General features: G+C 36.4%; 12 protein-coding genes. 10 read left to right on the forward strand and 2 right to left on the reverse strand.

Translation table 11 applies throughout. The annotated features are described in order from the left end of the window. Window positions 1-70 precede the first annotated feature (70 nt). The 7 genes from DXC10_RS10935 to DXC10_RS10955 all read left to right on the forward strand — a co-directional run bounded on the left by DXC10_RS10935 (window position 71) and on the right by DXC10_RS10955 (window position 9,151). On the forward strand, window positions 71-1,558 hold the full coding sequence (locus DXC10_RS10935) for a TolC family protein (RefSeq protein WP_101542830.1): 1,488 nt from the start codon (window positions 71-73) through the stop codon (window positions 1,556-1,558). A 123-nt stretch (window positions 1,559-1,681) separates the two neighbouring features. Next, window positions 1,682-2,932: an efflux RND transporter periplasmic adaptor subunit gene (locus DXC10_RS10940; protein WP_117737875.1), complete on the forward strand. Its 1,251-nt coding sequence runs from the start codon at window positions 1,682-1,684 to the stop codon at window positions 2,930-2,932. A gap of 218 nt (window positions 2,933-3,150) precedes the next feature. After that, window positions 3,151-5,553 carry an ABC transporter permease gene (locus DXC10_RS10945; protein ID WP_117737876.1) on the forward strand — a complete coding sequence of 801 codons (2,403 nt, stop codon included), beginning with the start codon at window positions 3,151-3,153 and terminating at the stop codon, window positions 5,551-5,553. A gap of 13 nt (window positions 5,554-5,566) precedes the next feature. After that, on the forward strand, window positions 5,567-5,698 hold the full coding sequence (locus DXC10_RS16645; RefSeq protein ID WP_255419810.1) for a hypothetical protein: 132 nt from the start codon (window positions 5,567-5,569) through the stop codon (window positions 5,696-5,698). A gap of 151 nt (window positions 5,699-5,849) precedes the next feature. After that, on the forward strand, window positions 5,850-6,011 hold the full coding sequence (locus DXC10_RS16335) for a hypothetical protein (protein WP_158557846.1): 162 nt from the start codon (window positions 5,850-5,852) through the stop codon (window positions 6,009-6,011). Window positions 6,012-6,049: 38 nt separating this feature from the next. Continuing rightward, a complete protein-coding gene (locus tag DXC10_RS10950; protein ID WP_117737877.1) occupies window positions 6,050-6,724 on the forward strand; it encodes an ABC transporter ATP-binding protein in 675 nt (224 codons plus the stop codon). Window positions 6,725-6,811: 87 nt separating this feature from the next. Further along, window positions 6,812-9,151, forward strand: coding sequence for an ABC transporter permease (locus tag DXC10_RS10955; RefSeq protein WP_117737878.1), 2,340 nt, complete (start codon window positions 6,812-6,814; stop codon window positions 9,149-9,151). Here DXC10_RS10955 and DXC10_RS10960 read toward each other — a convergent pair. Both DXC10_RS10960 and DXC10_RS10965 read right to left on the reverse strand, forming a co-directional pair. Then, complete coding sequence (locus tag DXC10_RS10960; RefSeq protein ID WP_101542825.1) at window positions 9,125-9,811, reverse strand: hypothetical protein; 687 nt, start codon at window positions 9,809-9,811, stop codon at window positions 9,125-9,127. The genes DXC10_RS10955 and DXC10_RS10960 overlap by 27 nt on opposite strands. Before the next feature lie 183 nt (window positions 9,812-9,994). Further along, entirely contained in the window at window positions 9,995-11,182 is a 1,188-nt protein-coding gene (locus DXC10_RS10965) for an aminotransferase class I/II-fold pyridoxal phosphate-dependent enzyme (protein WP_101542824.1), read from the reverse strand. Window positions 11,183-11,390: 208 nt separating this feature from the next. On the opposite strand from DXC10_RS10965, the gene DXC10_RS10970 reads away from it, so the two are divergent. The 3 genes from DXC10_RS10970 to DXC10_RS10980 all read left to right on the forward strand — a co-directional run bounded on the left by DXC10_RS10970 (window position 11,391) and on the right by DXC10_RS10980 (window position 14,746). Then, on the forward strand, window positions 11,391-12,434 hold the full coding sequence (locus DXC10_RS10970) for a diacylglycerol kinase family protein (RefSeq protein WP_101542823.1): 1,044 nt from the start codon (window positions 11,391-11,393) through the stop codon (window positions 12,432-12,434). Between the two features lie 154 nt (window positions 12,435-12,588). Beyond that, window positions 12,589-14,346, forward strand: a complete 1,758-nt coding sequence (gene aspS, locus DXC10_RS10975) for an aspartate--tRNA ligase (RefSeq protein ID WP_101542822.1) — start codon at window positions 12,589-12,591, stop codon at window positions 14,344-14,346. Window positions 14,347-14,365: 19 nt separating this feature from the next. Then, entirely contained in the window at window positions 14,366-14,746 is a 381-nt protein-coding gene (locus DXC10_RS10980) for a GtrA family protein (RefSeq protein WP_101542993.1), read from the forward strand. The last annotated feature ends 1 nt before the right edge of the window (window position 14,747 follow it).

A 14,747-nucleotide genomic window follows, 5' to 3' on the forward strand; every position in this document is an offset into this window, starting at 1 on the left:
AGTAATGTATTGATTAATAGTATATAATCTGTTTGGCACAAGATTTGAATGTTTTGCAGAAAAACATACTATGCAATTAAATATATATTTATCCTTACTGACTTGTATTACTTTCATTTCTGTCTCAGCTCAGGAACATGAAATGAGACTGACACTGCAACAGACTGTGGAATATGCCTGCCGGCAATCGCCTGATGCGCAAAATGCTCGCCATAGTTTTCGTTCTGCCTATTGGAATTACAAATACTATCGAGCCAATTATTTACCAACACTTAAACTGACATCAACCCCTTATTTAGACCGGGCTATTAATAAGGTGACATTGGGAGATGGTAGTGTGAAGTTTATAGAACAGAATTTATTGAATAGCGATCTAACTTTGAGTTTGACGCAAAATATTCCTTGGACCGGTGGTAAATTGTTTGTGGAAACAGCAGCCCAACGAATAGACTTGTTCAGCAATGACAGTCATTCGTGGCAAACGTCTCCTGTCAATATCGGTTACAGTCAATCATTGTTTGGATACAATAATCTGAAATGGGATCGTCGTATAGAACCCATACGTTATCGGGAAGCTAAAAAAAAATACATGGAAACTTTAGAATTAGTTGCCGCCCGTGCTACGGAGAAGTTTTTCGACCTTGCCCGTGCACAAAGCAATTATGAGATAGCCAATACCAATTACGCCAACGCAGACACCTTATATATATATGCTGCAGGACGTTATAATATCGGTACTATTTCTGAAAATGAAATGCTCCAACTGGAGCTTAATAAACTTACTGAAGAAGCCAATCAGATGAATGCACGTATTGATATGGACAATTGCATGCAGGAACTTCGTTCTTATCTCGGCATCCAGGAAGATATAGAACTGAAGACTGATATTGACGATCATGTTCCGGATTTGAACGTAGACTTGAATACTGCACTTTTATTAGCGAACGAAAACAGTCCGGAAATCCAAAGTATGTTACGCCGTAAGTTAGAAAGTGAGAGTGCCGTTTCAAAAGCACGTGCTAATGCCGGACTTAAAGCTGATATTTATTTACGTTTTGGATTGACCCAGACTGCCGAGAAACTGAAAGATGCTTATCATAATCCTTTGGAGCAACAATATATCAGCTTGGGTATCAGTTTGCCTATTCTGGACTGGGGGCGGGGAAAGGGACAGATACGTGTGGCTCGTTCTAACCGTGACTTGGTTCACACACAGATAGAGCAAGATAAGACGGATTTCAACCTTAATGTAAGAAAATTAGTCAAGCAGTTCAATCTGCAGGCGCAACGGGTACACATTGCTGCCCGTACAGATGAAACTGCGCAAAGACGCGCTGAAGTTGCCCGTCGGCTCTATTTATTGGGAAAATCTTCCGTACTCGATTTAAACGCTTCCATTACAGAAAAAGATACTGCTCGGCGGAATTATATAACAGCCCTCTACAATTACTGGAGTCTGTATTATACTCTTCGGAGCCTGACACTTTATGACTTTGAGAAGAACAGTCCACTAACAGAAGATTTGAACAGGATTATTGAAGAAAAATTTACACAGTAGAAAGAAAAGAGAATTTTTAGTAAAAATAGAATGAAGATTTAGTAAGAATTCCGTCCCTATTTAAAAGATGTTTTTAGGTAGGGATAAATTGAAAATAAATATAGATTATATATTTGATAAATCATGGATATTAAACTTGAAAAGAAACCTTGGTATATTCGTTACCGTTATTATTTGGCAGGAAGCATCCTTTTTTTTGCTTTCCTCATTTATGTGATTAGTCTTTCTTTGGGTCCCAGCAAATTACGTATCGAAAAAGATAATATACAGATAGCTGAAGTGAAAAATGGGAAGTTTATGGAATATGTTGATGTGGAAGGACTGATTCAACCTATTCTCACTATAAAAATCAATGCTCGCGAAACTGGGAGTGTGGAACGTATCATTGCGGAAGAGGGAAGTTTGTTGGATAAAGGTGATACTATACTTGTACTAGAGAATCCTGATCTGCTACGAAGTATAGAAGATCAACGCGATGATTTGGAAAAGCAATTGATAACGTATCGTGAAAAGGAAATAGAAATGGATCAGCAGAGTCTTCATCTTCAACAACAGACATTGCAAACTAACTATGAATTGGAACGGTTACGCAAAAGTTTTCAGCTTGATCGTGAAGAATATAGAATGGGAATTAAAAGTAAAGCGCAATTGGAGGTTTCTGAAGACGAATACAATTATAAAGTAAAAACTGCTCGTTTGCAACGTGAAAGCTTACAGCATGATTCTGTCGTTACCGTCATTCGTAAAGACCTTATCTGCAATGATCGCGAAAGAGAGCGGAAAAAATACGAACGTGCATGCGAACGGATGGATAATTTGATTGTAAGATCTCCTGTCGCAGGACAACTTAGTTTTGTAAAAGTAACTCCTGGACAACAAGTTAACTCAGGAGAAAATATTGCTGAAATCAAAGTGCTGGATCAATACAAAGTACACACTGCTTTAAGTGAATATTACATTGATCGTATCACTACGGGATTACCTGCCACTATCCATTATCAAGGAAAAAAGCACCCGTTACGCATCAGTAAAGTGGTACCAGAAGTGAAAGATCGTACCTTCGATGTGGATCTTGTTTTTACGGAGGACATGCCCGATAATGTGAGAGTAGGAAAGAGTTTTCGTGTACAGATAGAACTTGGACAGCCGGAAGAAGCACTCGTCATTCCTAGAGGTAATTTCTATCAAAATACCGGAGGACAATGGATTTATAAGTTAAATGCATCTCAAAGTAAAGCCATCCGTGTTCCGTTGAACATAGGTCGCCAAAATCCGCAACAATATGAAATTACAGATGGTTTGCAACCGGGAGACTGGGTTATTACGACAGGATATGATAACTTTGGCGAGGTGGAAGAATTGATCTTGAAATGAATGTAAACAGAATTATGATACAATATCATCTAAAAATAGCATTTGTAGTTTTCTCGTGTACTTATCTGGTAATGTCACATGAGTGTCTGTGTTTTTTCGCACGGTATTCGTGCGGAATTGCACAGATTTTGAAAGTAAATGAGATTATTTAGTATTGATTATTAGAGATTTGTATTCTGGCATATAATTTGATTTTATATTTTGTAAACACACATATTATGATATTACATTATTTTAAAACAGCATTCAGAAACTTATTGAAACACAAAACACAGAATGTAATTTCCATTATTGGATTGTCGGTAGGTATATTATGTTTTAGTATTTGCATTTATTGTAGCCGGTTTATAAATTCGACCAATCAATGTTTTATTCATCACGAACACATTGTAGATATAAATTTGTATCATACTTCGGCCAAACGTTCTTTTTCTGGTATCCCTGCTACATTAATTGAAGAATTGCGCCGGATACAGTTCAACGAAGTAGAACAATTTGCTTTTGTTACTTATCCTCGTTCACGTAGTTATAATGTAGAAACATTGGATGGAAAGAAATTACCCTATGAAGATTTGTATACTATGGAAGTAGATTCTTCCTATTATAGTGTGTTTACTCCCAAAGTACTACAAGGTTCATGGGAAGTTGCTTCACAGACTCCCAATACTGTGATATTGACACGCTCTTTGGCACAGAAGATATTTGGTATTAAAGAAAATCCGATCGGAAAACAGATGATTTTGGCTCAGCGATTATTTTCTTCACCTAGTACTACACCGAGGACAGGAGGTATTACTTATACAGTTCAAGCCATGATAGAAGATATTCCACTCAATACCAGTCTGAGTTTTCTTAAGAAAGTTGATATGTTGACGTTGAACGACAGTGAGGGGCTTATGCAATTTAAAAAGCGGAATAATATGAGTGGTGGTTTCGGATTTGCTTTGTTGCGTCCGGGTACACTCCCTCTAGAGTTGGAGGCACATTTTCGTACTATGAATTTGAAGCATTCATTTGTCGATAAGGAATATGTTGTGACAGCTTCTACCTTTGGAAAGAATTTTCAGGAGGGATCCGTGGCTCCTTATTTTGCCAGAATAACGTTCATTGTTGGAGTACTTATTTTACTAATTGGATTACTTAATTTCTTTCAATTTCTGGCAGGTAGCTATTTAAATCGTTCACATGAATTCGGTATACGTAAAGTTACGGGTAGTGGTAGTCGACAGTTATTCCAGTTACTTTTTATCCAAGCTATTGTTATATTACTGATTGCTTTTTTCCTGACTTTTTGTTTGATAGAGATACTTAGTCCATTATTGTCATTCTCTCTGTTCAATTTTACATTAATAGTAGAACAAAATATATTATTGATACAGACGGCAGAATACATGGCTGCTATTATTTTACTATGTTTATTACTTTGCCTTTTCGTTGTATGGCGGATGAGACATATTTCTATTCATGTAAGTATCTCCATAAATAAATCCAGACGTCACAAACGGATTACGCGGAATTTACTTTTAGGTATCCAGTTCTTCATTTGCTGGTTGTTCATTGTCTTTGCAGTTGCCCTTTATTTACAAGCGAAAAAGACAGGATCCACTCTATTCTATACGTTAACTGAAAAAGAGAAGTCAGAAATTATAAGTATTTCATTGGATTACCGTTTTATGAAAAATGATGAGAAGTTTGCTTTGATAGAACGTATCTGCCAACATTCGGGTGTAAAGGATAAATTGCTGACTGATATAAACTATTTAGAAGGGCTTTCGGGTACCGGTATGCAGACAGAAAAGAATAATCGAGATAGTTATATAGAGGTGAATATTATGCGTGTACCAAATAACTTCTTTGATTTTATGAATATTCCTGTTATCGTTGGTCATGCATTGGAGACGGATAAAGATATGGTAATAGACCATAGATTAGCAGAACGTATGAAGAAGGATTGGCTGGGTACTACCTTATATAATAATGAGGATGATTACACCGTATGCGGTATTTGTTCCGATTTCATAGTCTGTACTTATAATCGAAGCGAGGGATTTGTCTTTCCATCTTCTGATTTCAGCGATTATGTAGGTCATTGTTATCTGAAGTGTGAACCCGGAAAAGTAGAAGAAGTGAAAGTTTTCGTTGAAAAGATGTTGAAAGAGAATCTTCCATCAAGTGTACAACCACAGATCTCTACTTTACGGGAAGATATATACCAGGCACAAGCTATGGAGAATAAAATGAAAGGTATTGTCCTGTTCTTTTCTATTGTCAGCCTGATAATTACCTTGCTGGGTGTTTATTCAGCCATTACTTTGGATACGGAACGTCGACAAAAGGAAGTAGCTATCCGTAAGGTAAATGGGGCAGGGGTGAAACAAATCATCATGTTGTTTGCCCACATGTATATAAGTTTACTTGTATTATCGGCAGTAACAGCATTTCCGTTATGCTATGCCATATTCCAGTTATGGAAAGAAATGTATATTGTATTCTTTAATGATGGACCGTTATTTTGGATTTCAATCTTTATGATAGTGGCTGTCATTACTATTTTTACTATTATTTTTCGTATTCTGAAGATAGCGAGGAGAAATCCGGTAGAGGTAATAAAGAACGAATAAAAAATGCAATAAAATGATAAAACATTACTTCATTGTAGCATTGCGTAATTTGTTGAAATATAAGTTACAGACTATTAGTATCGTAAGTATTGCTATTGGCTTTACTTGTATAGCTTTATCGTTATTTTGGAATTATTATGATTAATGGTACAAACTAGCGAACAAAGGCGTAAAGAAATAGCTATTCGGAAAGTAAATGGTGCACGAGTGAGAGACATATTGTTTTTATTTTTTTAAGAATATCTGATACAAGTCGTTATAGCTGCCCTCATTGCTTTATAAATAGGTTATTTTTGATGAAAAACTGGCTGGAAAATTATGAAAGACAGATAGTTATCAGTGGATGGATCTTCCTATACATCTTTGTTGCTATTATCATGATGATTATTGTTTGTATTAGTTGGCGGGTATGGTGTACTGCTAATGAAAATCCGGCTGAGGTTATTAAAAGTGAATAAGAGAATTAATATATTATAAATTATAAAAACAAAGCATTATGATTAAAACAGTAAATTTGCAGAAAATTTTCAGAACCGAAGAAGTACAAACTTTGGCTTTGAATGATGTGAATATTGAAGTAAAAGAAGGTGAGTTTGTGGCGATTATGGGACCTTCTGGTTGTGGTAAATCAACTTTGCTCAATATTTTAGGATTGTTGGACAATCCCACAAGCGGAGAATATTATCTAAATGGGATAGAAGTTTCCAAATACACAGAAGCTCAACGAACTAATTTGCGTAAGGGGGTTGTCGGCTTTGTATTTCAAAGTTTTAATCTGATTGATGAACTGAATGTGTATGAAAATATCGAACTTCCATTATTATACATGGGTATCCCTTCCGCCGAACGCAAGCGTCGCGTAGAAACTACGATGGAGCGTATGGCTATCATGCACCGTAGTAAACATTTTCCGCAACAGCTTTCCGGAGGTCAACAGCAACGTGTGGCCATAGCACGTGCTGTTGTTGCCAATCCGAATTTGATACTGGCCGATGAGCCTACTGGTAATTTGGACTCCAAAAACGGAAAGGAAGTAATGGAGTTGTTGAGTGAATTGAATAAAGAAGGTACTACTATTGTTATGGTAACCCATTCACAACATGATGCAGGATATGCAGGACGTACCATCAATTTGTTTGATGGACAGGTAATGACAGAAACTAATTTGTAACAGATATCTGTCTACATACTGGGGGTACACAGGAAGAATAAAAGTAAGGCTGTACCTCCATTTCCTATTACAATAAAAAATAAAGCTATGAACTCTTGTCTTTCCTTGAAATTAATGATAAGAAGCTGGAAACGGAATAAATTGTTTGTTGCTATCTCTCTTATTAGTTTGGTCATTGGTATTGCTTGTACCATTTTATTAATGGCATTTGTGATACATGAGTATAATATTGAAAGTAATAATCCAAACAGAAATCGTATTCTTCGATTAATTCAAAGTCTACCTTTTGCTCAACAAGAAGTAGAGGGGACATTTATTTATGGTGGGAGTGTTCCGCAGATAGTATCAGAGTTTCCCGAAGTAGAATCATATCTACGTACACAAACATTTGGTAATGCAAGAGTAAAAATAGACGGACAGGAATTTCAGGATTGGAAAATAGTTGCAGCAGACTCAACGTTAATAGACTTTTTCCCTTTTCGTAATATAGCCGGAAATGTACAAGATGCTTTACTTAAACCCGGAGAAATAGCTGTTAGTGAACAGTTTGCTAGAAAATGCTTTGGTACAAAAGATTGTATAGGGAAAAATGTGGATATTTTATTATCAGGGGTGTCTACAAATCGTATTGTTGCGGTTTATAGTCAACCGGAACAAAGTATGTTACAAATGGATATTCTTTTATCATTGGAAGCTACTAAGGGGGCTGATTGTATGCTTTTACTTAGAGAAGGAACTGATATTAAAAGTTTTCGGCAACGATTTGAGCAAACTGAATTACCGACTTTAACGGGTAAGGGATATTTCCGTACACAAACATTACAAGAATCTTACTTTGATTCTACGGTAAAAGATAGTAATCAGAATATGAGGCATCAGCAGAGTACCTTACTAAACGTGGGATTGCTGTCTGCCATACTTATTTTGTTCATTGGCTGTTTTAATTTTATAAATCTCAGTTTTTCTCGCCTGTTACGGCAAGTGCACATGCTTCATATTGAATCTGTGATGGGAGCTACTAAAAAACAGATACGTTACCAACTATTTCTGGATACTTTCTTGATGGTTTTTGTAGCATTTCTTTTATCTCTATTATTGATGAGCGATCTGTTGTCGGTGTTTAATGGTATTGTTTCCACACACCTGACAATGGCTTATTTGTTTTCGTGGCAGATATTTTCCTTTATTTTACTATTTATAGTTATACTATCAGTTATACCAGCAAGTTATATGAGTCATAAATTACATTCAATATCTGAAACCAATTATCGTAACTTCTTTACCGGACGTAAGAAACGTTTCATCGTAGGTGTATTGGTTATATTACAATTTATGATTTCTATTGGATTGATGGGTGCTTTCATGATTATCCGTGCACAGATGCATTTGATTGAGCGAGAGGGAGAACGTTATGAGAATATTATTAACATATACTCTGAAACACATACAGATACTCCTATAAAAACATGGATGAATGAAGTGAAGAATATAGAAGGAGTCGAGAATGTTGTAGTTTCAAACAAAGGGATTTATCCTATGAGTTTAGCTATTCCTGGTAAAGATAACATTGACGAAAATTTGTTGATGTTGGAATTATATGAAGAAACTATTGACTTCCTGACAATCCATCATCTTGAGTTGTTGGATTCCACTCAAACATTTCACCTTATATCCCGGGTTCCACAACCGACATTGGTCAATGAGACATTTATACATTTACTTGTTCCAGAAGGAGAAAATCCTATAGGACAACCTATTTCCAAGTATATAGGTTTAAAAGAAGAGCTGGCAAAAGGTATAATAATCGGAGTAATGAAAGATTTCAAGAAGTATTCTATGACAGATCAGGTAGCTCCATTACGTATGTTTCTTTACGATACTCCGCAAGATAATTTCTCAGTTTTAGTTATAAAAGTAAAATCTGGTTATAAAGATGGAATAGTTAATCAATTATGTGGGTTATATGAGAAAAAATATCCAGGTGTCCCTTTCAAATATAGGGATATACATTCTGAATTCGTATCATATAATCAGAAGGTTTCAAGTTTTTCGCATATTTTGTTGATGTATGCTTGTATCAGCCTGTTCCTTACTCTCTTTGGATTGTTTGGTATCACTCGTTATGCTATAGAACAGCGTAAATATGAAATTAATATCCGAAAAATACATGGTGCATCCATTCTCCAAATCTTATGGCTTATTAATTATCCATTTCTTAGTTATATAGGAATTGCATTTCTAGTAATTATTCCTATTACTTATTATTTTATGATTGGTTGGCTACAACAGTTTGCATATCATATAACTCTCAATATATACCATTTCCTGTTGCCTTTACTTTTCACGATTGGTGTCACTCTGTTTACGGTATGTTTAAATGGATATCGTACAGCTATTACTTCACTTCATCCGTGCAGCAATAGCTAAAAGTACTCCGAGAACTACTCCTAAGATGGCAGCAAAAAGTACCCGCATTTCTCCAGGAAGGAGAAATGTGATAGTGTGTGCCGGATACCAGAAGAAAGGAATTGTTTTCTTAAAAACAAAATTCCACTGGGAATTCCAATTCAGATGCGTGATGATACGTGTCATTGGGATAGGGGTGATTATGCTAAGAAGAGAACCACCACAATTCAATATGTGTATATCTGTAATTTTATGGAATGTCATAAATACAGGGGCGAATATCGTATTCATTGTAACGGAAATAGCAAGTGCCACCCATAGTTTATCTAAACAGAAGTCACCGTTGATAATGGTTGAAGCGTCTGTCATTCCCATATATATCATGAATTGTGGAACTCCTTTTGAGAAAACGATCATAGCCATATTGATACCCATCCCTAGTACTCCCCATACAATAGCACGAGGAAAAACACCAAATCCTTTTCGATTGTATACTCCGGCACTGATACGAAGCCCTAACATTTCACCCAATGTTGCAAGGATACCAAACTTTAGAAAACTCATTACCATACCATGTGATGCATTGAATGACTTATACCAATCATAAATGGGCTCACTTATAAAGAATGGCAAAAAAAATGCAATCAATGCCAAAACGAAAAAAAAATCTTGTTTTCTCATGCGAAAGATGTGTTTTTCATTAATAATGTGACAAAGATACTTAATTATCAGAAATTTAAAAGAGAAAAGATATAATATTTAAAATAAAGTAAGCAGTATGTTAAAAGTATATTCCCTATAAAAGAAAAAGAGGTAAAAATCATTTGTTTGATTTTTACCTCTTTAAAAATATTCTTATAAAATTTATTTTATCACTCCAAGTGATTTAAAACATTTAGTCAGTTTATCTACTGCATAATCTACTTGCTCCTTGGTGTGAGTAGCCATCAAAGCTACACGTACCAATGTATCCTGAGGTGCACATGCAGGCGGGATAACTGGATTAATGAAAATTCCTTCATCAAAAGCCATTTTTGTTACTACGAATGTTTTCTCGGTATCGCGTACATATAAAGGTATAATAGGAGATTCTGTTTCACCTATCTCGAAACCTGCATCACGGAATTTTTTTAATGCATAGTTGGTGATATCCCACAAACGCTGGATTCGTTCTGGTTCAGATTTAATAATATGAAGTGCCTCACGAGCAGCAGCTGTTGCAGCTGGAGTACTACTTGCTTGGAATATATAAGAACGAGCATTATGACGCAACCAATTAATAACCTCTTTGTCACCGGCAACAAACCCACCGATAGAAGCTAATGATTTACTGAATGTTCCCATAATTAAATCAACATCTTCAGTAACTCCAAAATGGTCACAAACACCACGACCTTGTTTTCCGAAAACACCTAAACCGTGGGCTTCATCTACATAAATGCTGGCATTATATTTCTTCTTCAGGCGAACAATTTCCGGTAAATTAGCTAAATCACCTTCCATAGAAAATACTCCGTCAACAACAATCAACTTTATAGCATCCGGTTCACATTTTTGGAGTTCCTTTTCAAGATCTTCCATATCGTTGTGCTTATACTTCAGTTGTGTGGCAAAAGATAGACGGCGTCCATCTACGATAGAAGCGTGGTCACGATCATCACATATAATATAGTCACCACGTCCTACAACAGCGGGGATAATACCTTCATTAACAGTGAAACCGGTGGAGAAACAGAGAGATTCATCTTTTCCAACGAACTCGGCCAATTCTTTTTCCAGTTCAACGTGTATATCAAGAGTACCATTCAAAAAACGGGAACCAGCACAACCTGTACCGTATTTTTCTGTAGCGGCTATTGAAGCGTCAATAATTCGTTTGTCATAAGTAAGTCCCATGTACGCATTCGAACCGAACATCAGAACTTTCTTGCCATCCATCATTACTTCAGTATCCTGATGGCTATTAATTGTACGGAAATAAGGATATACGCCTTTTGCCATAAACTGTTGCGGCAGGTCGTATTTCGCAAATTTGTCTTGTAGTAAACCCATGAAATGTCTATTATATAATGAATATTTAATTCTATTAAATACGAGTCCTTAAAAACAGGGGGCAAAGATAGCAAAATATGTTGTTATATGTTCCATTTACTCTAAAAAATCTGCTTCTATTCGTTTTAAAACAGTCAGATGGTTAATTTTTAAAGGAATTATATTACTTTTGCAAGACTAGAGAATTGCATTATAACATTTCTTTCGCATGGAGGATAATAAGAAAAGAATATCATTTATAATAAATCCGATATCTGGCACACAAAGTAAGGAGCAGATTTTGAAATGGCTTGATCAAAAACTGGATAAGGATAAATATATTCCCGAAGTTATATATACTGAATGGGCAGGACATGCTGTGGAGATAGCCGCGCAAAAAGCTAAAGAAAAGGTTTTTGCAGTTGTTGCCATTGGTGGAGATGGAACGATCAATGAAATAGCCCGCTCATTGGTGCATACAAAAACTGCTTTAGGTATTATCCCTTGTGGTTCAGGGAATGGGCTTGCACGTCATTTGCAAATTCCGATGGAAATAAAAAAAGCGATTGATATAATCAATGATGGTCTGATAGATATTATTGATTATGGTAAAATAAATGATGTACCGTTTTTTTGTACATGTGGTGTCGGTTTTGATGCTTTTGTCAGTCTGCAATTTTCAAAAGCAGGTAGAAGAGGACCACTGACTTATTTGGAAAAAACATTGCTGGAGAGTTTAAAGTATCGTCCTGAAACTTATGAACTTGAAATGGATGGTAACACTTCACGCTATAAAGCTTTTCTGATAGCTTGTGGAAATGCTTCGCAATATGGTAATAATGCTTATATTGCTCCACAAGCTACTTTAAACGATGGTCTATTGGACGTTACGATATTAGAACCTTTTACAGTGTTGGATGTACCCGCCTTGTCTTTTCAATTATTTAATAAAACGATTGACCAAAATAGCCGTATCAAAACTTTCCGTTGTCAGACACTTCGTATACATCGCACTAAACAAGGGGTAGTACATTTTGACGGTGATCCAATGATGATGGGAGAATATATAGATGTAAGGATTATCCAGAAAGGATTACAGGTTATTGTTCCTCGGAATGTAGAGAAAGATACGTCTAACGTTTTACAACGTGCTCAAGATTATATAAACGGACTCAAACAGATTAATGACTCCATTATGGAAGACATTACACATAAAAATAGAAAAATATTGGATAGAAGTAAGGAGCAATTAAAAAAGTTCACAAAGAACTGATTACACCATAATTTATATGTATTGATACTATGGCTAAAATAATCTTTTCTTAATTTGATGTCTCTATAATAGTTTTATGTATTTTTGCATGATAATTATACAAAGTATATTAAATGTATAGTCAAATTGTAAATCAATAAATTTAGATATAAAAATGTATAGATCACACACCTGCGGAGAATTACGTATCTCCGACGTTAATAAACAAGTGACATTGGCAGGTTGGGTACAGCGCAGCCGTAAAATGGGAGGTATGACTTTCATTGACCTTCGCGATCGTTACGGAATTACCCAATTAGTATTCAATGAAGAAATAAACGCTGAGCTTTGTGACCAGGCCAATCATCTGGGGCGTGAATATGTCATTCAGATTACAGGTACAGTAAATGAACGTTTTAGCAAAAATCAAAATATTCCTACTGGAGATATTGAAATCATCGTTTCAGAATTGAATGTGTTGAATGTAGCTTTGACGCCTCCTTTCACTATCGAAGAGAATACAGATGGTGGTGATGATATACGTATGAAGTATCGTTATCTGGATTTACGTCGTGCAAACGTGCGTAAGAATTTGGAACTACGTCATAAGATGACGATCGAAGTCCGTAAATATTTGGATAATCAAGGTTTTATCGAAGTAGAAACCCCCATTTTGGTCGGTTCTACTCCGGAAGGGGCACGAGATTTCGTAGTGCCTTCACGTATGAACCCGGGACAGTTTTATGCTTTACCTCAAAGTCCACAAACTCTGAAACAATTGTTAATGGTTTCCGGATTCGACCGTTATTTTCAGATTGCAAAGTGTTTTCGTGATGAAGACCTGCGTGCTGACCGTCAACCTGAGTTTACCCAGATTGACTGCGAAATGTCTTTCGTTGAACAAGATGATATCATTAACCTTTTTGAGGGTATGGCTAAATATTTGTTCAAGGAAATTCGTGGTGTGGAATTGACTGAACCATTTTTACGTATGCCATGGGCAGATGCCATGAAATATTATGGTAGCGATAAGCCTGATCTCCGATTTGGTATGAAGTTTGTAGAGCTGATGGATATCATGAAAGGTCATGGTTTCTCTGTTTTTGATAATGCCGTATATATTGGCGGTATTTGTGCAGAAGGTGCTGCACACTATACCCGTAAGCAACTGGATGCATTGACCGAATTTGTGAAAAGACCGCAGATTGGTGCCAAAGGTATGGTTTATGCCCGTGTGGAAGCTGATGGAAATGTAAAATCGAGTGTTGACAAGTTCTATACTCAGGAAGTTTTGCAGGAAATGAAAGCTGCGTTCAATGCACAGCCGGGCGATTTGATTCTGATTTTAAGTGGTGATGATGCCATGAAGACCCGTAAACAACTGAATGAGTTGCGTCTTGAAATGGGTAATCAATTAGGGTTACGTGATAAGAATAAATTTGCTCTTTTATGGGTGGTTGATTTTCCAATGTTTGAATGGAGTGATGAAGAGGGGCGTCTGATGGCAATGCATCATCCGTTCACCCATCCTAAAGATGAAGATATTCCTTTGTTGGATACAGATCCGGCTGCGGTTCGTGCTGATGCATACGACATGGTATGTAATGGCATTGAAGTAGGTGGTGGTTCTATTCGTATCCATGATGCACAGTTACAGGCCAAGATGTTCGAAATTCTTGGATTTACTCCGGAGAAAGCCCAGGAACAATTTGGCTTCTTAATGAATGCTTTCAAGTACGGTGCACCTCCTCATGGTGGTTTAGCATACGGACTCGACCGTTGGGTAAGTATCTTTGCCGGTCTTGACAGTATCCGTGACTGTATTGCATTCCCGAAGAATAATAGTGGACGGGATGTTATGCTGGATGCTCCTTCAAGTATCGATCAGAAACAATTGGACGAATTAAATCTGATTGTCGACATCAAAGAATAAAAATATAGAACAGGAGAGAGTGAAAGAGTCCACACGAATTTTCCGCTTTATGATAGTCGGTACGTTGAATGCCTTGATTATGGCAACCACTATCTGGATAATGATGGATGAATTGGATATCAATTACATGCTCTCCAACATAACTGCTTATACACTAGCGCAGATACATAATTTTATCTGGTGCAAGTATTGGATATTTCCTACAGAAAAAAGAGGCAACACTTGGCGTCAAGTGTTGCTCTTTTCTGTGGCTTTTGGAATGGCCTACGGAGCACAATTCCTCTTTTTGATCGGACTGGTCGAAGGTTTGAATTGCGATGAATACCTATCTCAATTTCTGGGTTTATTTGTCTATGGAGGAGTTAATTTCTTGATGAATAAACGGGTTACATTCAAATAAA

It is taken from the genome of Bacteroides sp. OM08-11 (assembly GCF_003438665.1).
GTDB lineage: Bacteria > Bacteroidota > Bacteroidia > Bacteroidales > Bacteroidaceae > Bacteroides > Bacteroides cutis.